This is a genomic window from Bacillus arachidis, assembly GCF_030285945.1.
GTDB classification, from domain to species: Bacteria; Bacillota; Bacilli; order Bacillales; family Bacillaceae_G; genus Bacillus_A; species Bacillus_A arachidis.
The window spans coordinates 4440458-4464088 of the sequence record NZ_CP127376.1 but is presented as its reverse complement, the minus strand read 5'-3'; the positions used below and the strand labels follow the sequence as shown (position 1 = coordinate 4464088).

The window sequence follows — 23631 nt, the reverse complement described above, 5'->3', positions numbered from 1 at the left end:
TTACATTTATGGTTGGAAATTCTTTTAAAAGTAGTTAAGGAAAAGTTAAGAAAGCAATTTTAGTATATGCAGTGTATACGAAAGTGTACAAGTTTTCGAAATCTATGTGATACAAAATGAAGGAGGAAGTTTCCTATGAAGAAGAAAAAAACAGTTGGATATTTAGTAGCTGCCGGAGCTTTATCACTAGGAATCATGGGAGGAGCAGGTATCCCTGCTTTCGCAGCAACTAACGATGCAAATTCTACAGTAGTATCAGACCAAACGACAAAAGGAAATTCGAATCAAAAATTGGATGAAGCAACGAAACAACAAGTAAAAACAATTATGGAGAACGCCAAAAAGCAATTAGCTGAATTAGGTGTGAATCTTCCTGAAAAAGGGAAGCGAGGAGAAATGTTCGCAAACCTTGATGATCAGACGAAAGAAAAAGTAAAAGCGATTATGGAGCAGAAGAAAGCAGGAGCATTAACGCATGAACAAGTAAAAACAAAATTAGCTGAATTAGGTGTGAATCTTCCTGAAAAAGGGAAACGAGGAGAAATGTTCGCAAACCTTGATGATCAGACGAAAGAAAAAGTAAAAACGATTATGGAGCAGAAGAAAGCAGGAACATTAACGCATGAACAAGTAAAAACAAAATTAGCTGAACTAGGTGTGAATCTTCCTGAAAAAGGGAAGCGAGGAGAAATGTTCGCAAACCTTGATGATCAGACGAAAGAAAAAGCAAAAGCGATTATGGAGCAGAAGAAAGCAGGAACATTAACACGTGAACAAGTAAAAGAGAAATTGGCTGAACTAGGTGTGAACCTTCCTGAAAAAGGGAAGCGAGAAGAAATGTTTGCAAACCTTGATGATCAGACGAAAGAAAAAGCAAAAGCAATTATGGACAAAGCAAAAGCACAATTAGCTGAGCTAGGTGTCGATTTTCCAATTAAGGATCATAAATTTTCGATGAAGAAAGCGAGTAACTAATTGAAATATAGAAAGTGTAAAACCTACTGATAGAGGTCTCTTTCGTTTGGGCAACCGAAAGAAACGACATAAAGTGTATTCGAGGACAGATTTCTCTCTTGAAGAAATCTGTCTTTTTTTATCGGAAATTAGAGAAATGTATTAGGTTCTGTTATAATATCAAGAAGAAATATTTTTTGTATGTTACATAAAAATATATTGATTATTTCTAAAAATTCAATATAATGAACAATAACTACAAAATTCGACATCAAGAAGTGATGATGAGGACACGATCAATTTTTTACGATTCTCAGAGAGGGAGGCCTTTGGCTGTGAGCTTCCTAATACGGAAAAATAGATTACCACCTCTGAACTGCAGCAGTGAACGAACAACTAGTAATTGCTTGCCGGCAAACACCGTTATCTAGACTTGAGAAATTGGTGAAGTATGCTTTATTTTATCAATTAAACAAGGGTGGAACCACGAATACAACACTCGTCCCTTTTTTAGGGAGGAGTGTTTTTTTATTTCATTTTTGCACCACACTAGGATTGGAAGGAGGAAATGCGGTATGCATCATGATGAGAAAAACAAAATTGGTTTAACTGTAGCGCTATCTATCGTTGTTGGGACTATTATTGGGTCTGGTGTATTTATGAAGCCAGGAAGTGTATTAGATTACTCAGGGAGTTCTAATATGGCAATTCTTGCTTGGGTAATAGGTGGCTTGTTAACATTGGCTAGTGGTTTAACGGTAGCTGAAATCGGAGCACAAATTCCGAAAAATGGTGGATTGTATACGTATTTAGAGGAGATTTATGGAAGCTTTTGGGGGTACTTATCTGGCTGGATGCAAACAATTGTTTATGGCCCAGCTATTATTGGGACATTAGGTTTGTATTTTAGTTCATTAATGATTAACTTTTTCTATTTAGACAAATCATGGAATTTACCAATTGCAATTGGAACAGTTGTATTCCTTGGTATTGTAAATAGTATGGGAACAAAATATGGGGGCATTGTCCAAACAATTACGACGGTCGGAAAGATGATTCCAATTGTATTAATTGTTGTGTTAGGTTTTTGGAAAGGGAATAGTGATATCTTTAATGTAGTTGTACCATTATCAGAGAATCAAAGTATTGGAATGGCGATTTTAGCAACGCTATTTGCATATGATGGTTGGATTTTACTGGCTTCTATTGGTGGTGAAATGAAGAATCCGACAAAGTTATTACCTAAGGCAATGACAGTGGGGATTTTAATTGTAACAGCTGCTTATGTATTAATTAACTTGGCATTATTAAAAGTGTTACCAGCAGCGAAAATTGTAGATCTTGGAGAAAATGCAACAGCGACAGCGGCTAATATGCTTCTTGGAGAATATGGCGGAAAAATTATTAGTATTGGTATTATCATTTCTATTTTTGGTTGTTTAAACGGAAAAATTTTAACATTCCCGCGCATTCCAATGTCAATGGCGGAACGTGGACAACTTCCATTTTCTAAGTTCATTGCAAAAGCACATGAAAAATTTAAAACACCTGCAAATGCAATTACTTTTGAAATTATATTAGGGATTATTTTAATGATTATTAGTGATCCAAATAAGCTCTCTGAGATTTCCGTGTTTATCATTTATATTTTCTATGTGATGACATTTATCGGTGTCTTTATTTTACGAAAACGAAATGAAGGAAAAGACCGTGCATACAGCGTGCCGTTATTTCCAATCGTACCAATTTTAGCGATTTTAGGTTCATTATTTGTAATTGGAAGTGCGATTATTAATGACCCGCTAAGTTGTTTCTTATCCATTGGAATGGTGTTTACAGGTCTTCCAGTTTATTGGTATTTAAATAAGAAAAAAGAAACTGAGATGTAAGAGTTAAAAAGCAGACGTATGATACGCCTGCTTTTTTTTTTTTTTTGTAAAAAATTGTTATTGATATGTGGGAGGATTTACACTTGATTGCAAATATCTTTTTGGTTACTATAGTTGTAGTAACCAAAAGAGAATGAGAGAAAGTGTGGGGAAAAACTTGAATTTTCGTGTATATATTTTAGCCATTGCGGCATTCGTAGTCGGGACGGTTGAGTTAATTATTGGGGGCACGCTGGATTTGGTAGCTGATGATTTAGGTGTATCCATTAGTGCAGCAGGTCAACTTATTACAATATTCTCAGTTGTATTTGCTCTTTCAGGGCCAATTCTATTAGCAGTGACAGGAAAAATTGAGCGTAAAACCTTATATATTGGGGCATTATCTGTTTTCTTGATCGGAAATATTATTTCGGCGTTTAGTTTGAATTATACGATGCTTATGTTTTCAAGGGTCATTTGTGCGGCAAGTGGATCTCTTATTATTGCATTGTCAGTAACGCTAGCTTCTAGTGTTGTAGAGCCGCATTTCCGTGCGCGTGCAATCGGAATTATTTTTATGGGAATTAGCGGATCGCTTGTACTGGGCGTACCATTAGGCCTTGTGCTTGGGAATGCATACGGGTGGCGTGCACCATTTGTTTTAATTTCGGTATTAACAGTTATTGCAATTGCTAGTATTTCTTTATTCTTAACAAAGGTTCCACCGGTAGCGATATTGTCTGTAAGAGAACAGATTGCTACCTTGAAAGATAAAAAGATCGTGAGTGCGCAGTTAACATCATTTTTATTTTTAACAGGACATTTAACACTATATGCATATTTAACACCGTTTTTAAAAGATGTGATGCATGTGGAAGCGAACTGGATTAGCGCATTTTACTTTATTTTCGGTATTGCAGCAGTAATTGGTGGCGGCTTTGGTGGTTGGCTTGCAGATAAGTGGGGCTCTAAGAAAAGTATTATCTCTATTATTATCGTCTTTGCATGTGCCATCTTCACCTTACCGATGATGACATTCTCATTCCCGTTATTTATCATCATGATGGGACTTTGGAGCATGTTAAGCTGGGCGATTTCACCAGCACAGCAAAATTATTTAATTGAAATTGCACCCGAATCAGCCGGTATCCAGCAAAGCTTAAATAACTCCGCACTTCATTTAGGTATTGCACTTGGCTCAACAGTGGGCGGAGCTGTTATTGAACAATCGTCTGTTATATATAATGCTTGGGTAGGCGGAGGTTTTGTGATTTTAGCATTACTTTGCGCAATTTTCTCGATCACGAGAGGGCAATCTACTCATATGGTAAAGAAGGAATCTATCGTTTGATAGGTTCTTTTTTATTAGGGTTAATGTGAAACATTGTTAATGCGAAGGCGTTTTAAATGGAAAGGCGTGATAGATATAATAACATCTAGTATAGGATCTTTTTTTGCGTTAATCCCTATTCTTTTAATTGTATTTGTTTTTCGGTGGATTCGGTCCATGTATCTCAATTCTGAAGAACAGTTAAAACAAAATGAAAAGATAATCAGATTGTTGGGAGAGATAAAACAGCAAAATAAAAAATAGCAGAGGAAGGACCTTTGCTATTTTTAATATCTCAACTTCATTAAAATGCTTCGTATTTCCTCATCGTTCATAAAGAGGTCATGATGCTTCTCTGTAATTTTTGCAAGCGCGACATCGTGGTAGAAAAACTCTGTAAAGAACTTTACGAATGGCTGAGACATTGTTTTCATTGCTTGCCAAGATTCTTGTTCCATCCCAGCAAATAAAATTTCTCGATCATCCACGATAAGCAATAAGTAACGTTCTAATGCGTTAGGTTCTTCGGTTGGAATGAGAAAGTGAACCTTTGTCAGTTCTGTCTCCACATTGCCAACTACAAGTGCCTCAATATCGACACCTTGCTTTGCTTTTTCTTCAAGTAAAGGAAGATACCCCAAAAATGTATCATTCCAAGCGGAAATGCGAATGGAGTGTTTAGCCTCTGCTACGATTTGTTTGCTTTGAACTTGAATAGAAGATTGCATTTTTAAGCTCCAAACACGGTCATCTATAAAGGAGCGTTTTGAAATGTTTGTTTGGAGTTCTTTAATATTTGATTGGAATTCTGTCGTTAATTTTTGAATGGCAAGGTCTAGTGGCAGGGCTGTATATAGTTTTTTCTTTTCTGAGACGGAATCCATAACCATTCCTTTATCGATGAGCCGTGCTAATACCTCATATATTTTCGCTTTTGGAACACCCGAATGCTTTACAATTGTTGTTGCATCTAGTGGTTCATCGCTTGATACTACGACTTCATATGCCTGGCTTTCATATTGAGAGAAACCGAATTTTTGTAACATAATGCCTCCCGAACAAGATAGATTCTATACATAAGAATAAAGAAGTATGTCCATTTACACAAGTGCTTCACTTTTTAACCAAGAAAAAAAGAATAGAATCCGAATGGATCCTATTCTGGTGTCGGTTTAGTTATGAATCGCTTTGAACATGAGCGCACCATTGTTTTCAGTAACAGTTAATGTACCGTTAATTGCTTGAGTTGAGAATTGCTTGGTTTGAAAGTAATCTTTCGAACCAAGTCTTTCTAATATGTTATTTAAATCTTGTTCGCTTAGAGATGAATCTAGAGAACGAATAACAGTCTTTATTGTGGAATAAAAGGCATCGATTTGTTCCTTAGATGTACCTGATCCAGCGATAGCAACAGCGGCAATCCCACCAGTTGCCTTATAAATGGAAACGCCTAATCCAAATGTAGTATTAAATGTTCCATTATATGTGGCGATTTGTGTTGTTTCAGAAAAGAGTTTAATGTTACTGATGCTAATACCATTTGAACTGCCAACTGAGTTAATTGCATTTACTAGTTTTTGCATGATTTGAGTCGTATCTACTGAAGCTGGTGGCGGAGTTGGATTAGGTGGCGGAGTTGGATTAGGTGGTGGGGTTGGATTAGGTGGTGGAGTTGGGATAGGTTGTGGGGTTGGACTAGGTGTAGGGGCTGGCTTTGGCTCAGGCTTCGCTTCAGATTTTTCTACGGGCTTTGTGTCCTTCTGCCCTGTGTCACACGCTGTTGCTCCAAATAGAAGAGGAATAGCTAATAAAGTAAGAAATAACTTTTTCATGTGTCCACTTCCTTTCAAAAGGATAAGGTGATTAAAAAAGGATAAAATCAATATATGCACAACAGATGGAGAAGGATTACTGCGAATAAGCATATTATGAAAAATAAATGAAAAGTATAGTTATGGTTAGTAAAGTAGGAGAGAGTTTTGTACAATAGAAATGAAGCAAACATAGGAGGGAAACTATCATGGCAATTGTTGATGTATCGATTATTCCAGTTGGAACAGGTAATCCAAGCGTAAGTGAATACGTAGCAGAAGTACAAAAAGTGTTAGAGAAAAATGCGGATCGCGTGAAGTATCAATTAACACCGATGAATACAGTAATTGAGGGAGATCTTCCTGTATTACTTGAAGTGATTCAACAAATGCATGAAGTACCATATACAAAAGGTGCAAAGCGTGTAGCGACAACAATTCGTATTGATGATCGTCGCGATAAAGAGAGCACAATGGAGAAGAAATTAAACTCTGTTCGATCAAAATTATAGGGAAAAGCAGCGGATTTCGCTGCTTTTTTATGTGGATAAATTAGGTGATGTGGGTGTAGCCATGATACACTTTTTTATTATGGATGGTGAAGGTATGAGAAGGAGGAAGCAGAGATGAGTGAAAAATTTAATGAGCAGTTTGATGGCTTGCTTGAAAAGTATACGGAATTATTGCTAGGGGAAAGCAGTGAAGAGAGAAAAGAGCAGGTACAAAAGTGGGCACTGTACTCTTACATCGCAAAAACAATGCCAGCTTTAGTCAAGCATTGGAATGAGACGTATCCAGATGGAAAAGAAGAAATGGTACATTTAATAGCGAATATTAAGAAGTTAAATGAAGAACACCGTAACCATAAATAATAAAAAAACCACTTATAGAGTGGTTTTTTTATTATTTTCGACAGGATATGACATTGTAAAATTTATATGTTTGATATTGTTTATTTAAATTTATATATAAGGGGAGAGATTAAAGTGGATGCTGAAAAGAAGTCGAAGATTTGGGAGTATGTCGGATGGGGCGCAATTGTCATAGTTGGCGCTTTTACTACATTTATGTTACTGATGCTTATCTTTGGTGATCCGAAAACGAAAGATAAAGCGGGAGAAGTGACAACAGATGGACAAGAGGTTCAATATGCCGGAAAGGATTTGAAAAAAGAATAATCTGTTGGAGAAGAAATTAAACTTGGTGATCATAGGCTTACTGTTACAGATGTAAAAAAATCAAATGGTGGGGAATGGAGAAAATCCCACTGATTAAAGCTTCACTTTATGTGAAAGAGGCACTTTTTGAGTGTCTTTTATTTTACAAGAAATCCCCACACAATGTGCAGAGATCAAGTGTAAAATACTGATTTGATAGGAATTCAATAAGAGCCTTCCTTTTTTATTTTAGATACTATTATTTTGTAAAAAAACATCATGACAGCAAGGAATACTTGTAGACGGATCTATACTGCTTTCCCTTATTGTATGTTATATTTTAAAATATAATAAATATTAAAAAAATGTTAGGCGATATAGTTTATCTTTGATATATTTGAAAAATAACTGGAATATTAAGACCAACTAATAGAGGTGTTTGTGTGGAATTATTTGAGTATTATAAAAAGAAAGGGAAGTTTAAAGTTTTTATTGGAATTGGTGTTTTTATTTTGGCGCTATGTGCTGTATATGAAAAGTGGGGACATATTAATTGGGGACAGGTTATTTTTATTGTTATAGTTTCGTTTGTTTTTTTAGGAATTGGTTTTTGGCAATTAAGAAAAGGGAATTTATTAGAAAAAAATATTGTTAAAAATAGTATAACGCTTTGGGATACTAATACTTTTGTGTTGTTAGAATTACCAGAAGGTAATAAACATTTTGGGTTATATACTCCTGATGGAGCTTATGTAGCAGGAACAAAGCTAATTTCAACTGATATGATTTCTTCAACATTACCCTTTTTAAAAAATAAACAAGTTGTTGGATTGGAAGCAAGTGATGGAGAAATTCTTGCATATTTTCATAGTGAAGTTGAAAATTATGATTGGGCTATTTATGATTCAAATTATAATTGTGTAGGTATGTTTAAAGAAAATATGATACAAGGATTTGGAATGGTACGTGGTTCTTTGATGGATGAAAAAGAGATAGAACTTTCTGAGGTTGAAGTGGAATTTGATTTTTTCGAAACGTCTTTTCGTACAATGGATGATCGTATATTAATAAACTGTAAGAGAGGATATATGCCTTTAGAATGGAGTGAAAGATTCGGGTTAAATGTACCTATTATTAAATTAGGTAATGATATTTCTAATGCTGAAAAGATATTTGGTTTAGGGGTTCTTTTCTATATTTTAGAAACAATTAAAGTAAGAAAAAGTAGGATTTTTAATGATTAGAATTAAATATTTATATTATAAAATTTATTGGATGTGTTATTAAGGGGGATATCTATGGGGAATATACAAGTTAAACCAGAAGAATTGAGAAGAATTGCAAAGAATTTTAAATATGCTAGTAATATAGAATCAGATCGTCATTTAAAAATTCAAGGGGAATTATTTAATCTTCAAATGAGATGGATTGGTGCGTCAAGTTTAAGTTTTTATAATGATTTACCTAGAATGAATAAAGCTCATGAATCTTTTCTTAATACTTTAAAACAAATAGAAGATGAATTAATTCGTATAGCAGAGAAATTTGAAAAGGCTGATTTGGAATATTCACCTGAAAGTTCTAAAAATGATTCATTTTTGATGAATACAAAATCAGCAGTTGAAGAAGGTGCTGGAGTAGTTGTAAAAGGAGTTGGTAATGTAATCAATGGTAAAAAGTATGAAAAATCAGTTGTAGATGAAAAGGGGGATGGTGGTATATTTATTAAGGGTCTTACAATTGAAGCGGAGCCATTTGTAAGTTCTCGTACTTATGATCAATTTAATGTAAAAGATAAAGAAAAGAGGGAACAAACTTATGGACCTAAAGTTGGGGTTACAGTAGCTCAAGCTGGAATAGAACAAGAAGATATTGTTTTTGGAGCTGGAGGTGAAGCTAAAGTAGCACTTGCTACTGCAGAGTTAGGTGCTCATGTAGAAAAGGGAAGCTTACATATAGGAGCTGAAGCTACTCTAGTAAAATATGAGGGTGCTGTAAAAATTCCTCTTCCATTTACTGACAAAAAGCTACAAGTTGGGGGATCAGCATCGCTTGGGACAGTTGGGGGATCTTTAGAAGCTGGAAAAGGCGGATTCAAATTCCATTTACCATTTGGTCCTGGTGTAGGTTTATGGGGATTTGGTGGAGAAATTGCTATCAAAGAATAAAGGGGATAATAATTAGTATGAATAAAAAAGTGAAAAATTTTAAATATCTTATGATTATATTAGCTTGTATTGCAATTTTCGGTACAATTTTACCTAATGCATTAGATCCAAATGAATCACTAGCAGGGAAAATTTCAGTTGCAATCTTCGGTACAATTGGAGCTTGTTTACTATTCTCTATTATTTATTTTATTGTAAAAAAAGCTATTTTAAGAGGAGGAAAATAAGGTGGAACAAAATTTAGAGTTAGAATTACTTCCAATAGGTTCTGTTGTAATGTTTAAAGATTGGGAACATCCATTAATGGTTTATGGAAGAAAACAGATGGATTCTGAAACCAAAAAAACATGGGATTATGTATGCTGTTATTTTCCTCATGGTAATATTTCTTCGGAGTATAATTTCTTTTTGAATCATGAAGATATTTCTAGTGTTTTACATCTTGGTTTTATTAATGAAACAGAATTAGAGTTTCAAAAATTATTTAAAAAAGAAGTTGAAGAAAAACAGTGATTCTTTTAAGCTGTTGGTATTTTTGAAATAGTTAATGAGTGAATCTTAATACATATATATTTAAAGAAAAGACCCTTTTATTAAAAAAGCATCTTGAGTTAGGTGCTTTTTTATTTTGTAATTCTCTAACAAAAAAGCTTGGAGAAAAATAATCCTCAAGCTTTACATTTATTATCGCTATTCCATTAAATTAGACAACATAAAGCAATACCTATCTATATAGGAATTGCTTTATGTTGTCGGAGCTATTTCTAAACGCTAATTATTGCATTGCATGATACTCCCTGGCGGATATTCAAAATCACACTCACTAATAAATAAGAAGTCGAGTTTTTGACAAATAGCGTTTGAAGCAGGATTACTGATGGAAGGAAAGGCATGGATGAATCTGTACTTTTGTTCCATGCTAGCATGAACGATAGCTTGTTCAATGGCTTTTGTTGCGATTCCTCTACCTTGAAATGTTGGTAGGACACTCCATCCAATTTCGTAGACGGTCTCTTCTTGCCAGTAGCTGTCCCAATAGCCAATACCACCCACAATTTCGAGTTGCGGGAGTAGGACGATGCTAAACATACATCCAGCCCCAAGTCTACTAATCCTAAGGTACCGTTCGTGACGAGCGAGGAGTTGTTCTTCAGTTTCGGGACCTCCTAGGTATTCTAACATCTCAGGTGTATTCATAAGACGAAGTAAAGAAAGATTGGCATCGTTCCAAGGTTCAATCCGAATTTGTTGCGCATTCATTCTTTCTGTCATTTTTCACACTCCAATTATTATTTTCCGCCTCGACAAAATAGTATATGCTATGCAGGATAATACCTTTAAATGAAAACGGAATCCTATGTTTCTACACGTAATTTTTATAGGAGTGAATTACGTGCACTTAGGGCTTTATATTTGTATTCATCTTGAGTCATATTAGTATCTTTGTATAATGTATAGGGAGAAGTAAGAGGTGTGCGAGTAGTGTCGAATATTTATTTTAAATGAGCCTTTTCACCTATTTTTATAGTTTTTTTCTAAATGTCGAAAAAAATTTATGAATATTTGAAAGCGACATTATAGGTTTTTAAACATTTTTATAGTATTTTATAAATTATCTAAATAATTATTTGTATCAAATAATTTTAAACAATGATATAATTTAGAAGAGGGGTAAAAAACAGACAAAGTACAGTCATAGGGGTGAATTACATGGAACAATTAATGCGCAATTCGTTTCTTTTTTTGTCAAAAAATAAAGCGTTAACAAAACTGGCTAAGAAGTACGGTTTACGCTTTGGTGCAGGGCGCTTTGTCGCAGGGGAGACAATTGATTTAGCTGCTGCAGCCATTAAACAATTAAATCAGCAAGGACTTTGTGTAACAATCGATTATTTAGGTGAGTTCGTTGATAATGAAGCAGAAGCAAACGAAATGGCAGATCAATCAATTGAAGCAATTCGCGCAATTGGACGCGAAAAACTCAATTCACAGCTTTCTTTAAAAATGACTTCTATGGGATTAGACATCTCAGATGAAATCGTAATGAATAATATGCGCCGCATTTTAGAGGCTGCAAAAGAAAACGGTGTGTTTGTTACGATTGATATGGAAGACTATACGCGATGTGGGAAAACAATTGAGATCTTTAAGCAATTAAAATCTGAATACGATAATATCGGTACTGTTATTCAAGCTTACCTATATCGTACAGAAAAAGACATCGAGGATTTAAATGCATATAATCCTAATTTGCGTCTTGTAAAAGGGGCTTATAAAGAACCAGAAGAAGTGGCGTTCCCGGACAAGAAAGATGTAGATGAAAATTATAAAAAAATTATTAAAATGCACTTATTAAATGGAAATTATACAGCTATTGCTTCACACGATGAAGCAATTATTGAATATACGAAGAAACTTGCCGAAGAACATAACATTTCACGCGATCAATTCGAATTCCAAATGCTATATGGTATTCGTACAGAACGTCAGCTTGAGCTTGTAAAAGAAGGCTACAAAATGCGTGTTTATGTGCCGTATGGAAATGACTGGTATGGCTATTTCATGCGCCGCCTAGCAGAACGCCCAGCAAACGTTGCGTTCGTTTTAAAAGGAATGGTGAAAAAATAACCAAGGAGCTAAAATACTCCTTGGTTATTTTAATTGCTTGAATGCATAATTTGCCATCTTTTTCGTATCTGGATATAACTGCGTACGAGTAGAAGACAGTACAACGTTAATAACTCGTTTGCCGTCTTTTTCATCGACTGTGACGACAGTGTATTTCCCAAGCGCAGATAAACCGCTTTTACTTCCAATTGCATATGGATCATCGTAAAGTTCCTCGCGGCCATAGTTTGCAATTTTTGGGGCGCGCTGTGAAGTATGTAATGTTGAGCGCGTTGTATTCATATAATCTAGCACAATTGGATATTTTAATGCTTCTTTCGTAATGATGGCGATGTCATAAGGTGATACTTTATTACCTAATGCGTCAGCTCCGCTCGCGTTTTTAAACGTTGCATGCTTTGTCCCGAGTTCTTTCGCTCGTCTATTCATCATTTTGATAAACTCTTCTTTTGATCCTGCAATATGTTCGGCAATGGATTCAGAGATTGGATCGGCACTGATGATTAGCATGAGTTTCAATGCTTCATCTCTTTTTAATTTTTCACCAGCATGAAGTTTAATTTTTTTGCTTTGACTCTCCGTTGTTACTGCGTTTTTAGTGACTGTAATTTCTTCATCTTTTTTCACATTCTCTAGTAAAAGAAGAGTTGTCATCATTTTTGCTATGCTAGCTGGATACGAACGTTCTTGTTCCCGTTTTCCATATAGAATTTCACCAGTATCAGCATCGATTGTAACGGCGTATTTCCCAGTGATAGCAGGCTGATTCTTTCTCACGTCTTTTTGCTGGTTTGCATAAGAGAAGAAAATCATACTTGTAAACAGTGTAGCGATCATCACAATCATGAGTATTGTTCGTTTCATCATCGTTCCCTCTTTTGTTTTTCCTTATGTACAAATAAATTGGGCAGAAAAGTGGCCCAATACTCATTATGCCACGTTCTCTGCCCAAAAATATAGCGGAAGTTCAAAAAGTCCGGTAAAGATCGCCGCCCGCTTTCTTCGCTACATCGCCAGTCCGGTCCACATGTAGCTCCACCTACACTCCGTATCTTCCCAGCTTCCGTACGTCGAACTGCTCGGCTCTCTTTATACTCCTTTTTGAACAAGCACATATAGCCTTATTTTTCACCCATGTTGTGCTTTTTATATTGTTGATTGTTACCTTGACGGCCTTTTTCAATACCGCGATCAACTGGACCTGCATTTCCTGTTACACTTGCAGCACTAACGCCTGCTTTTGATGGGTCTTTCTTAAGTTTTGCCATATATATTCCTCCATTTTCGTTAAATTCTAAAAAAGGAAAAAGCGTATTCTATCAAGAAATACACAGTTATAGAGTTCCCAAATCAAAGAAAATAATTTATTTCAGAAAATTTTATCAATAAATATATTGCGAAAATTTAAACAGTATCATATATTTATTAGTAGAGGCTCACTCATTGATTGCGACTTATGTCGAAAAATTGAATGAGCATTCATTCAAGAATAGGGGGAGAAATGGATGTTCCAAATTAAAAAGGCTGCTGTTCTCGGTTCTGGCGTAATGGGCTCAGGAATTGCTGCACATTTAGCCAATATCGGTATACCAACATTATTGCTTGATATCGTACCACAGGCGCTTACAAAAGAAGAGGAAGCGAAGGGACTTACGTTAGAACATAAAAGTGTAAGAAATCGTTTTAGTAACGGGGCACTGCAAAAATTAGTAAAGCAAAAACCAGCTCCTCTTACAGTGAAAGGTAATTTAGCACTAATTGAAGCGGGTAATCTAGAGGATGACCTTGAGCGCCTTGCTGATGTAGATTGGATTATTGAAGTTGTTGTTGAAAATTTAGACATTAAAAAGAAACTATTTGAAAAAGTAGATGCTGTTCGTAAACCAGGCTCGATTGTGAGCTCAAATACATCGGGTATTTCCGTTGGAAAAATGGCAGAAGGTCGTTCAGATGACTTCCAAAAACACTTCTTAGGAACGCACTTTTTTAACCCACCACGTTATTTAAAACTTCTAGAGATTATACCGACAAAAGAAACAGATCCACAAGTGCTAAACTTTATGAAATTATTTGGTGAAGATGTTCTTGGAAAAGGCGTCGTTATCGCGAAAGATACACCAAACTTTATTGGAAACAGAATCGGTACGTACGGCTTACTTGTGACGTTGCAAGAAATGATTAAGCGCGGCTATAGCGTTGGAGAAGTGGATTCTGTAACAGGTCCATTAATCGGTCGTCCAAAGAGCGCAACGTTCCGCACATTAGATGTTGTTGGTTTAGACACATTCGTTCACGTTGCGAACAATGTATATGAAAATGTACAGGAAGAAGAACGAGATGTATTTAAAGTACCAGCTTTCATGCATGGCATGCTGGAGAAAAAATGGCTTGGAAGTAAAACAGGTCAAGGTTTCTTCTTAAAACAAGGAAAAGAAATTTTAGAGTTAAATCCTGAAAATATGGAATATGAAGCACGTAAAAAATTAAAAGCTGCTTCTGTAGAGTTAAGCAAACAAGAAAAAGGATTAGCGAATAAATTGAAAGCGCTTGTATATGCGAAAGATCGTGCAGGAGAGTTGCTATGGAATATTATTACGCCAACTCTTTTATACTCAGCGAAGCTTCATAAAGAAATCGCAGACGATATTGTTGCAATTGACCAAGCGATGAAGTGGGGATTTGGCTGGGAACAAGGCCCATTTGAAATTTGGGATGCAATTGGCGTAGAAAAATCCGTTCAAAAGATGGAAGAAAACGGCAAAGTTGTTCCAGCATGGGTAAAAGACATGTTAGAGAAAGGATTTAGTACTTTCTATAAACACGATAATGGCGAAAGCTATTACTACGATAACGGTGAATATAAGCTGATTGAACGTAATAAAAAAGCAATTTCGCTTAAACAACTAAAAGAGAAAAATGGCGTGTTAAAGAAAAATAGTGGTGCGAGCTTAATCGATTTAGGCGATGGTGTCCTTTGCTTAGAATTCCATTCAAAGAGCAATGCAATTGGTATGGATATTACGCAAATGATTAACTACGCTGTTGATGAAGTGGAAAAGAATTATAAAGGACTTGTTATCGGGAACCAATCGAAAAACTTCTGCGTTGGTGCAAACCTTGCGATGATTTTAATGGAAGCACAAGATGATAACTACTTTGAAATTGAGTGGGTCGTGAAAAACTTCCAAGATGCAATGATGAAAATTAAGTACTGCTCAAAACCAGTCGTGGCAGCACCATACGGTATGACGCTTGGCGGAGGTACAGAAGTTTGCTTACCAGCAGCGAGCATCCAAGCTTCTAGTGAAACATACATGGGATTAGTAGAAGTTGGGGTTGGTTTAATCCCTGGCGGTGGCGGTAACAAAGAGTTATACATTAAACATTTAAATAAAATGGCAAACGGTGTAGAGTTTGATCTGCAAAAGGTTGCAAACAAAGTATTTGAGACAGTAGCGATGGCGAAAGTTTCAACATCTGCGCAAGAAGCAGTTTCTCATAACTTCTTAGGCGATAAAGATGGTATTAGTGTGAATGGTGATCACTTACTATACGATGCGAAACAAAAAGCACTTGCTTTATATGAAGCGGGTTATAAAGCACCTATCCGCAAAAAGATACCAGTTGTTGGTGAAACGGGATATGCAACTCTCGCACTTGGAGCAGAAGCAATGCATTTATCTGGTTACATTTCTGAATATGATCTTCATATTGCGAAGAAACTTGCATATGTAATTGCAGGCGGAAAAGTACCGTACGGAACAGAAGTTGATGAGCAATACTTATTAGATGTGGAACGTGAAGCATTTATTAGCTTAGTAAGTGAGATGAAATCACAAGCAAGAATGCAGCACATGCTTGTAAAAGGAAAGCCATTACGTAACTAATAACGAGGGGAGATATCGTTCATGAGAGAAGCTGTCATTGTTGCGGGAGCAAGAACGCCAATTGGTAAGGCAAAGAGAGGTTCATTAAAAACAGTTCGTCCTGATGATTTAGGAGCATTAGTAGTAAAAGAAACATTAAAACGTGCGAATAATTATGAAGGACCAATTGATGATTTAATTTTCGGTTGTGCGATGCCAGAAGCAGAGCAAGGTTTAAATATGGCACGTAATATCGGTGGGTTAGCGGGACTTTCTTACGATGTTCCAGCTATTACAATTAACCGTTACTGTTCTTCGGGGCTACAAAGTATCGCTTACGGTGCAGAACGCATTATGCTTGGTCATTCTGAAGCAGTATTATCTGGTGGAGCAGAATCGATGAGTTTGGTTCCAATGATGGGGCACGTTGTTCGTCCAAATAGTCGCCTTGTTGAAGCGGCTCCAGAATATTATATGGGCATGGGCCATACAGCAGAGCAAGTTGCTGTGAAATATGGAATTTCTCGTGAAGAGCAAGATGCATTTGCGGTAAGAAGTCATCAGCGTGCGGCAAAAGCTTTAGCTGAAGGGAAGTTTGCTGATGAAACAGTACCTGTAGATGTAACTTTGCGTACCGTTGGGGCAAATAACAAAATCCGAGAAGAAATGATTACATTCTCACAAGATGAAGGTGTAAGAGGAGATACGACATTAGATATCTTAGGGAAATTACGTCCAGCATTTAACGTTCGCGGTTCTGTAACGGCTGGTAACTCTTCACAAATGAGTGATGGAGCAGCATCCGTACTTTTAATGGATCGTGAAAAAGCAGTGAGCGATGGTATGAAGCCACTTGCGAAATTCCGCTCATTTGCAGTAGCTGGTGTACCACCAGAAGTAATGGGAATTGGCCCAATTGCAGCAATTCCAAAAGCGTTAAAATTAGTAGGATTAGAACTATCTGATATCGGCTTATTTGAACTAAATGAAGCATTTGCTTCTCAATCGATCCAAGTAATTCGTGAGCTTGGCTTAGATGAAGAAAAGGTAAATGTAAACGGTGGTGCAATCGCACTTGGACATCCACTTGGTTGTACAGGAGCAAAATTAACATTATCTCTTATTCATGAAATGAAACGCCGCAATGAGCAATTCGGTATTGTAACAATGTGTATCGGCGGGGGAATGGGAGCTGCTGGAGTGTTTGAATTACTATAAAAAAAGTGGAGGCGGCTCGTCCAGAACAAGAGGACATTGGAGCTCCTGACATAGAGGCGCTTTTTGCCTCGGAGGAAGGGGCGAAATGGCCGATTGTTCTAGCCGCTGGAACTGGATTAAATAAAAAGTGGAAGCGGCTTGCTTAGAATGCGAGGGGGATGGAGCTTCTGGCGAGGAGGCGTTCTTTGCCTCATAGGAAGAAGCGAAGTCACCGATTATTCTAGCCGCTGGAACTGGATTAAATAAAAAAGTGGAAGCAATAAAAGGGTATAAAAAATAAAGGGTGAGCCAGCTTCTTTCAAAATGAGAGAAGCGGCCTATGAAAATATGAAGGAGGAATTTTTCATGGAAAAAACAGTGGGAAATGCAGTTAAAGGCGGTAGCTTTTTAGTTGATGAGATTACGATTGATCAAGTATTTACACCAGAGGATTATAGCGATGAGCATAAAATGATAGCGAAAACGACAGAGGATTTTATTGTAAATGAAGTTCTCCCAGAGCTTGAATATTTAGAGCAGCATGAGTTTGATCGTTCTGTTCGCTTATTAAAAGAAGCTGGCGAGCTTGGTTTATTAGGTGCTGATGTACCAGAAGAGTACGGCGGAATTGGGCTTGATAAAGTAAGCTCAGCGTTAATCGCAGAGAAATTCTCTCGTGCTGGTGGCTTTGCAATTACACATGGCGCTCACGTTGGTATCGGATCATTACCAATCGTTTTATTCGGTAATGAAGAGCAAAAGAAAAAATATTTACCTGCTTTAGCAACTGGTGAAAAATTAGCTGCATACGCATTAACTGAGCCAGGATCTGGATCGGATGCATTAGGCGCAAGAACAACTGCTCGCTTAAATGCAGAAGGTACACACTATGTATTAAATGGTGAGAAACAATGGATCACAAACTCTGCTTTTGCTGATGTATTCGTTGTATACGCGAAAGTTGATGGAGAGCATTTCACAGCATTTATCGTTGAGAAAGAATATCCAGGTGTATCTACAAGCCCTGAAGAAAAGAAAATGGGAATTAAATGTTCTTCAACTCGTACGCTAATTTTAGAAGATGCATTAGTGCCGAAAGAAAATGTACTTGGTGAAATTGGTAAGGGGCATATCATTGCGTTTAACATTTTAAATATCGGTCGTTATAAATTAGGTGTTGGTACAGTTGGTTCTTCAAAACGTGCACTAGAAATTTCTGCACAATATGCAAATCAGCGTCAACAGTTTAAACAACCGATCGCTCGTTTCCCATTAATTCAAGAAAAGCTTGCGAACATGGCAGCGAAAATTTATGCGGCGGAAAGCTCTGTATATCGTACAGTTGGTTTATTTGAAAGCCGTATGAGCACATTATCAGAAGAAGAAGTAAAAGACGGCAAAGCTGTTGCAGCTTCAATTGCTGAATATGCAATTGAGTGCTCTTTAAATAAAGTATTCGGTTCTGAAGTATTAGACTACGTAGTAGACGAAGGTGTTCAAATTCATGGTGGTTACGGATTTATGGCAGAGTACGAAATTGAAAGAATGTACCGCGACTCTCGTATTAACCGTATTTTCGAAGGTACGAACGAAATTAACCGCTTAATCGTACCAGGTACGTTCTTACGTAAAGCAATGAAAGGTGAATTACCGCTTCTTCAAAAGGCACAAAAATTACAAGAAGAGTTAATGATGATGATGCCAGAAGAAGTAGGCGATGAGCCATTAGCACTTCAAAAATATTTAGTAAATAACGCGAAGAAAATCGGCTTAATGGTAGCTGGATTAGCTGCCCAAAAATACGGTAAAGCATTAGATAAAGAACAAGAAGTTCTTGTTAACATTGCAGATATCGTAAACAATTTATACGCAATGGAGTCTGCTGTTCTTCGTACAGAAAAAGCAATCAAAGCAACTGGTCTTGAAAAGAATAAACAAAAAGTATTATACACTGAAGTATTCTGCCAAGAAGCTTTCAACCAAATTGAAGCAGATGCGAAAGAAACAATTATCGCAGTTGAAAACGGTGATATGCTGCGCATGATGTTATCAGCGCTTCGCAAATTAACTCGTCATACACCGCTTAACGTAATTCCGAAGAAGCGTGAAATTGCTGCGAAAGTATTAGAGGATGAGCGTTATACAGTTTAATTGTTTTGAGAATCCGGCAACCCTATAAGGGCTGTCGGATTTTTTTGTGAGTAATCGCTGTATAAAATCGATATCTGGATTAATCGTATCAATATACGCATAAACACGATCATCTAAATCAACTTCGGATAAAGTGTTCTTACAATACTATCTTTGTAAGAAAAGCTTGCTAAAATGACTATGATTTTTTAAGTAAAAGGTGAATGTGATCATTCATCTTTTTTTAGTGAATCATCATTTTATGTCATCACTTCACATGCATACAATCCCAAAATTAATAGATACTAAATGGTGAATGAACAAAGAAAGGAAGGGTTTTATTATGCCAAATTTAACAGAGCTTGAGCTTGAAAATTTACGTCATATTATTGGAGGGCATGCGACAGTTGCGAATAAATTAGATCAGTATGCGCAGCAGTGTACAGATCCTCAATTGAAGCAAATGCTACAGCAAGATGCACAAGCGGCAAGAAATACAAGACAACAATTAATGTCCTTTTTAGGTTAGGAGTGTATAGACTATGAATGAAAAAGATATGGTGAACGATTATTTAGCGGAGTTAAATGCTAGTTTAACGGGTTATGCGAATTACATAGCGCAATCGGATAACGCACAGTTACATCAAACGTTGATTCACATTCGAAATCAAGATGAATTAAGGCAACGTAAGGTATATGAATATGCGAAGCAAAAAAATTATTATCAACCAGCTGCTCCTGCGAATCCAATGGTTGTTCAGCAATTGAAAAGTCAGCTAAATGCACAATAATAAAATACGAAAAAGCGAGTGAATATCAGATGATCATTCACTCGCTTTTTCGTATTTGTATATATCAATACATATGTGTGAAATATTTTTCTAGTTGTAACAAATATGACGAAAATTTTTTAGGGTATGTCACAAAAAGTACAAAAAGATTGTTCAATATTTCACAAAGTATCCATGGTTTCTATAGTGCGAATCTCTATAATAAAAAGTGTAAAGAACAAAAACATTACATAATGATTTAGGAGAGGTTCTTATGAATAGAAACACAAGAAAAATCGCAATTATTGGCACTGGATTAGTTGGATCAAGCTGCGCATATTCAATTGTGAATCAAGGTATCTGTGAAGAACTAGCATTAATTGATATAAATTATGAACGTGCAGTTGGAGAAGCGATGGATTTATCACACTGCATTAACTTTACAAATACAAGAACAAAAGTATATGCAGGTACTTATGAAGACTGCAAAGATATGGACATTGTTATTATTACAGCAGGTCCAGCTCCAAAACCAGGACAAAGTCGCTTGGATACTTTAGGAGCAAGCGCGAAGATTATGGAAAGTGTTGTAGAAGGTGTAATGGCAAGTGGATTTGATGGCATCTTCTTAATCGCATCAAATCCAGTTGATATTATTACTTATCAAGTTTGGAAAGTGTCTGGTTTACCAAGAAACCGTGTGGTTGGTACAGGAACATCTTTAGACTCTTCACGCTTGAGAACAATTTTATCTGAAATGCTTGAAGTGGATCCTCGTAGTATTCACGGTTATTCATTAGGTGAGCATGGTGACTCTCAAATGGTTGCTTGGTCTCATGTTACAGTCGGCGGGAAACCAATCTTGCAAATTTTAGATGAACAAAAAGAGCGTTTCGGCGAAATTGATTTAGATGAAATTGTTGAGAAAACTGCTAAAGCTGGTTGGGAAATTTATAAACGTAAAGGAACTACTTATTACGGTATTGGGAATTCACTAGCTTATATCGCACGCTCTATCTTTAATGATGATCATTGTGTAATCGCTGTTTCAGCCATTTTAGATGGTGAGTATGGTGAATATAATATTTGCACAGGTGTACCAGCAATTATTACAAGAGATGGTGTGAAAGAAGTCGTTGAACTAAACTTAACAGAAGCCGAGGAAAGCCGATTTGCACAATCAAATGATATTTTACGTGACTATATGAAAACAATCGGTTACTAAACTAGGAGAAGGTGAAACAGATGAAGGACTATATAATGTCTCGTGTTTTTAAAGGTTCTGCCGGAATTGCACAAGGTATTTTCGTATCACTTGGAATTGGTTTACTGATAGAAAATATAGGAAGAATTGTTGATATTCCGATGTTAATTACAATTGGTGTTGTCGCGAAATCACTTATGGCACCAGCAATTGGAGCAGGGATTGCTTTCATGCTTGGAGCAAACGGACTTGTCATTTTCTCAGCGATGGTTGCCGGGGCTATTGGGGCAGGATCGATTTCGATTACTGAAGCTGGTCTAATCATTAAAACTGGTGAACCGATCGGTGCATTATTAACAGCAACTCTAGCGGTTTATATCGGTAAACGATTAAGCGGGAAAACTGCTTTAGATATGATGCTCGTTCCATTTGTGGCAATACTAGGCTCAGGCATAGTTGGTATTTGGTTAGCCCAAAATATTAGCCCTGTTTTAAATATAGTTGGAGCGTTTATTAAAGATAGCTCAGCTGGTAGCCCATTTATTGCTTCTATTGTACTTTCAGTTGTTTGGGGACTATTACTTATTTCTCCAGCATCATCAGCTGCTTTAGCAATTGCGCTTAGCCTAGACGGTGTTGCAGGCGGTGCAGCACTTGCAGGATGTGTAGCTCAATTTATCGGATTCTCTGTTATCTCAGCAAAAGAAAACAATTTGGGTGGTATTTTAGCACAAGCGCTTTGTACTCCGAAAGTACAGTTGCCGAACATTACTAAAAATCCAATGATTCTCGTCCCAACTGTCGTTGCCAGCGCCATTGTGGGTCCTGTATCTGCACTAATTTTTCACTTGGAAGCAGGTAAAGAAATTGCAGGTCTTGGATTAAGTTCTTTGATTGCACCAATTAATTTAATTTCCAGCCAAGGATTTGATGTTGTACCAGCGATGGTTATCACTTACATTGTAATTCCAGTAGCTGTTTCTTATATCATTTACATTGCGCTAAAAAGAGCAGGCCGAATTCATTCAGGCGATATGACTGTGCCACAATCTTAATTGCCAAACAACATATTACATTGAAAATCTCCTTTATATAGATAAAAGCAGACTGAAGAAGCCACAGTCTGCTTTTTTGTTACATTTTATAGGTTTGTTTTACTGGGATTGTAACAGTTTCTTTTCTGTTAACTAATAATAATTGCACACCGAGGTACAATGTGCTCGCCAATGCCATGCCAGAAACTGCATCTAAGAAGGCATGCTGTTTTGTGAATAATGTCGATAAAATAATGAGTGTACCAAAGAACGTAAGAATCCAATATTCCCACTTATGCTGCTCTCTTCGCTTATAAGCAGCTAACATAATGACAAATGTTGTGAGAACGTGGATGCTAGGGAAACAGTTTACAGGTTGATCAATACTATAAATATAACGAACTAAGTCAGAAAATACATCTGTCCCTACTACTGTAGGGCGGGGTACTGTTGTTTGCCACAAATAGTAAATCGAAAAGCATGTTAGTTTTCCAAGGATAACGCTGCTTAATGTTACATAATATTGTTTACGATCAGCAAAACAATAGTAAATGAGTGCTCCATATAAGTATGGGAACCAAAGTAAATACGGAATAATAAATACTTTTACAAACGGAATCCAATCATCAACTATAGTCGTAACGTCGACGGCATGAACGCCAGATTTATTTAGTACATCGTAAAGCGGACTTACGAGTACGAGTAGAAGTATATAACTTAAGGGAAGAAAAGATGAAAGTTTATATTTTTTCATGAAAATCTCCTAGTGTTTAGTAATGTAAGTAAATCCAGTTGATTATAATATAGAAAATCAAAATGAGCTATCGATTTTACTTACATTTTTTTGAATTTGCCTTACATTTTTGTCACTTGACTTTTGAGATGGGGGGAGTAAGAATGAAGCGTTTGCTGAATTTTTGTTTTCTTATATTGTTATGTCTAGTAGGGGTGGGGTGTGCACAAAATAAGGATATACCACCTGTTCAAGAGTATAGCGGAAGGGCATTGGCTATTGGAGTTGTGGGGGAGGCACCAAAGGATACGTTTAGAAATATAAAGTTTGAGAAAATAAAGTTAGATGAAATGAAGGAGAAATCTGAAGAAGTTGACGGATTTCTTGTTATGAAAGAACATTTTGAAGAAGCATCAAAAGAAAAATATACAGATCTATTTTTAGGGTTGAAAAAGCCAGTGTTTTTTATTGGTTTAAAGGATCGGCCCTATTTCATTTTTACTGAAAAAGATTTAGATTATCATAATGCGCCAAGAAATGGAGCAATGATGTATACACAAGGATTTGTAAACGTTGGAAGTGGTGAGGGACAAATTTGGGGTACCGATTTATACAATGATACGATTTCAGAACAAAGCATTCATAATATGTATATATACGTATTTCAAACGATTGCGGATTATTTGAGTAGGCAGTAAGAAGCTCTTGATTTAGGAGCTTCTTCTGTTTGATTTATTTAATCAAACGTTTGTTTAAGATGTATGTTCGTGTTTATCCTGCT

At 36.4% G+C, this 23631-nt stretch carries 24 protein-coding genes, 1 pseudogene and 1 other annotated feature; of the genes and pseudogenes, 19 read left to right on the top strand and 6 right to left on the bottom strand.

Features of this window, described 5'->3' with window-relative positions; genetic code table 11:
* Positions 1-135: 135 nt before the first annotated feature.
* The 3 genes from QRY57_RS24760 to QRY57_RS24750 all read left to right on the top strand — a co-directional run bounded on the left by QRY57_RS24760 (position 136) and on the right by QRY57_RS24750 (position 4173).
* Positions 136-975: a hypothetical protein gene (locus QRY57_RS24760; protein WP_286016365.1), complete on the top strand. Its 840-nt coding sequence runs from the start codon at positions 136-138 to the stop codon at positions 973-975.
* Between the two features lie 251 nt (positions 976-1226).
* Positions 1227-1464 (top strand) — a binding site (T-box leader).
* 65 nt (positions 1465-1529) lie between these two features.
* A complete protein-coding gene (locus tag QRY57_RS24755) occupies positions 1530-2843 on the top strand; it encodes an APC family permease (protein WP_026594145.1) in 1314 nt (437 codons plus the stop codon).
* Between the two features lie 157 nt (positions 2844-3000).
* Positions 3001-4173, top strand: coding sequence for an MFS transporter (locus QRY57_RS24750; RefSeq protein ID WP_208016469.1), 1173 nt, complete (start codon positions 3001-3003; stop codon positions 4171-4173).
* A gap of 266 nt (positions 4174-4439) precedes the next feature.
* Here the strand turns inward: QRY57_RS24750 and QRY57_RS24745 are convergent, their stop codons facing one another.
* On the bottom strand, positions 4440-5198 hold the full coding sequence (locus QRY57_RS24745) for a TrmB family transcriptional regulator (protein WP_026594147.1): 759 nt from the start codon (positions 5196-5198) through the stop codon (positions 4440-4442).
* A gap of 126 nt (positions 5199-5324) precedes the next feature.
* Positions 5325-5984, bottom strand: a complete 660-nt coding sequence (locus QRY57_RS24740) for an adhesin (RefSeq protein WP_286016364.1) — start codon at positions 5982-5984, stop codon at positions 5325-5327.
* 188 nt (positions 5985-6172) lie between these two features.
* On the opposite strand from QRY57_RS24740, the gene QRY57_RS24735 reads away from it, so the two are divergent.
* The 7 genes and pseudogenes from QRY57_RS24735 (at position 6173) to QRY57_RS24705 (ending at position 9801) form a co-directional block, all read left to right on the top strand.
* Positions 6173-6475: an MTH1187 family thiamine-binding protein gene (locus QRY57_RS24735; RefSeq protein ID WP_001018864.1), complete on the top strand. Its 303-nt coding sequence runs from the start codon at positions 6173-6175 to the stop codon at positions 6473-6475.
* A gap of 114 nt (positions 6476-6589) precedes the next feature.
* On the top strand, positions 6590-6835 hold the full coding sequence (locus QRY57_RS24730; protein ID WP_286016363.1) for a YusU family protein: 246 nt from the start codon (positions 6590-6592) through the stop codon (positions 6833-6835).
* A gap of 114 nt (positions 6836-6949) precedes the next feature.
* A pseudogene (locus QRY57_RS24725) lies at positions 6950-7225 on the top strand (DUF4352 domain-containing protein); the annotation flags it as partial.
* A gap of 338 nt (positions 7226-7563) precedes the next feature.
* Entirely contained in the window at positions 7564-8364 is an 801-nt protein-coding gene (locus tag QRY57_RS24720; protein ID WP_286016362.1) for an ABC transporter ATP-binding protein, read from the top strand.
* 54 nt (positions 8365-8418) lie between these two features.
* Positions 8419-9288, top strand: coding sequence for a WXG100 family type VII secretion target (locus tag QRY57_RS24715; RefSeq protein ID WP_286016361.1), 870 nt, complete (start codon positions 8419-8421; stop codon positions 9286-9288).
* A 17-nt stretch (positions 9289-9305) separates the two neighbouring features.
* Positions 9306-9515 carry a hypothetical protein gene (locus tag QRY57_RS24710; protein WP_286016360.1) on the top strand — a complete coding sequence of 70 codons (210 nt, stop codon included), beginning with the start codon at positions 9306-9308 and terminating at the stop codon, positions 9513-9515.
* 1 nt (position 9516) lies between these two features.
* On the top strand, positions 9517-9801 hold the full coding sequence (locus QRY57_RS24705) for a DUF4176 domain-containing protein (protein ID WP_286016359.1): 285 nt from the start codon (positions 9517-9519) through the stop codon (positions 9799-9801).
* Positions 9802-10059: 258 nt separating this feature from the next.
* On the opposite strand, the gene QRY57_RS24700 is transcribed toward QRY57_RS24705, so the two are convergent.
* Positions 10060-10560 carry a GNAT family N-acetyltransferase gene (locus tag QRY57_RS24700; protein ID WP_286016358.1) on the bottom strand — a complete coding sequence of 167 codons (501 nt, stop codon included), beginning with the start codon at positions 10558-10560 and terminating at the stop codon, positions 10060-10062.
* Between the two features lie 438 nt (positions 10561-10998).
* Here QRY57_RS24700 and QRY57_RS24695 point away from each other — a divergent pair, with 438 nt between their 5' ends.
* On the top strand, positions 10999-11916 hold the full coding sequence (locus QRY57_RS24695; protein ID WP_026594154.1) for a proline dehydrogenase family protein: 918 nt from the start codon (positions 10999-11001) through the stop codon (positions 11914-11916).
* Between the two features lie 24 nt (positions 11917-11940).
* On the opposite strand, the gene QRY57_RS24690 is transcribed toward QRY57_RS24695, so the two are convergent.
* Both QRY57_RS24690 and QRY57_RS24685 read right to left on the bottom strand, forming a co-directional pair.
* Positions 11941-12780 carry a D-alanyl-D-alanine carboxypeptidase family protein gene (locus tag QRY57_RS24690; protein WP_286017932.1) on the bottom strand — a complete coding sequence of 280 codons (840 nt, stop codon included), beginning with the start codon at positions 12778-12780 and terminating at the stop codon, positions 11941-11943.
* A 257-nt stretch (positions 12781-13037) separates the two neighbouring features.
* On the bottom strand, positions 13038-13184 hold the full coding sequence (locus QRY57_RS24685) for a YuzL family protein (protein ID WP_286016357.1): 147 nt from the start codon (positions 13182-13184) through the stop codon (positions 13038-13040).
* Between the two features lie 237 nt (positions 13185-13421).
* On the opposite strand from QRY57_RS24685, the gene QRY57_RS24680 reads away from it, so the two are divergent.
* The 7 genes from QRY57_RS24680 to QRY57_RS24650 all read left to right on the top strand — a co-directional run bounded on the left by QRY57_RS24680 (position 13422) and on the right by QRY57_RS24650 (position 22138).
* The gene (locus QRY57_RS24680) at positions 13422-15803 is read left to right on the top strand and encodes a 3-hydroxyacyl-CoA dehydrogenase/enoyl-CoA hydratase family protein (RefSeq protein WP_286016356.1); all 2382 of its coding nucleotides are present in this window, start codon (positions 13422-13424) and stop codon (positions 15801-15803) included.
* 21 nt (positions 15804-15824) lie between these two features.
* The gene (locus QRY57_RS24675) at positions 15825-17000 is read left to right on the top strand and encodes an acetyl-CoA C-acetyltransferase (protein WP_286016355.1); all 1176 of its coding nucleotides are present in this window, start codon (positions 15825-15827) and stop codon (positions 16998-17000) included.
* A gap of 345 nt (positions 17001-17345) precedes the next feature.
* Entirely contained in the window at positions 17346-19130 is a 1785-nt protein-coding gene (locus QRY57_RS24670) for an acyl-CoA dehydrogenase FadE (RefSeq protein WP_026594159.1), read from the top strand.
* Positions 19131-19452: 322 nt separating this feature from the next.
* A complete protein-coding gene (locus QRY57_RS24665; RefSeq protein WP_016112410.1) occupies positions 19453-19638 on the top strand; it encodes a hypothetical protein in 186 nt (61 codons plus the stop codon).
* A gap of 13 nt (positions 19639-19651) precedes the next feature.
* Entirely contained in the window at positions 19652-19900 is a 249-nt protein-coding gene (locus tag QRY57_RS24660; protein WP_026594160.1) for a spore coat protein, read from the top strand.
* A gap of 253 nt (positions 19901-20153) precedes the next feature.
* Positions 20154-21104 carry an L-lactate dehydrogenase gene (locus QRY57_RS24655; protein ID WP_286016354.1) on the top strand — a complete coding sequence of 317 codons (951 nt, stop codon included), beginning with the start codon at positions 20154-20156 and terminating at the stop codon, positions 21102-21104.
* Between the two features lie 20 nt (positions 21105-21124).
* On the top strand, positions 21125-22138 hold the full coding sequence (locus tag QRY57_RS24650; protein WP_286016353.1) for a PTS sugar transporter subunit IIC: 1014 nt from the start codon (positions 21125-21127) through the stop codon (positions 22136-22138).
* A 79-nt stretch (positions 22139-22217) separates the two neighbouring features.
* Here QRY57_RS24650 and QRY57_RS24645 read toward each other — a convergent pair whose 3' ends face one another.
* Positions 22218-22871 (bottom strand): phosphatase PAP2 family protein, encoded by a 654-nt coding sequence (locus QRY57_RS24645; protein ID WP_026594163.1) that lies wholly within the window; start codon positions 22869-22871, stop codon positions 22218-22220.
* A gap of 143 nt (positions 22872-23014) precedes the next feature.
* Between QRY57_RS24645 and QRY57_RS24640 the strand changes: the two genes are divergently transcribed.
* Positions 23015-23548: a hypothetical protein gene (locus QRY57_RS24640; RefSeq protein WP_286016352.1), complete on the top strand. Its 534-nt coding sequence runs from the start codon at positions 23015-23017 to the stop codon at positions 23546-23548.
* Positions 23549-23631: the final 83 nt, after the last annotated feature.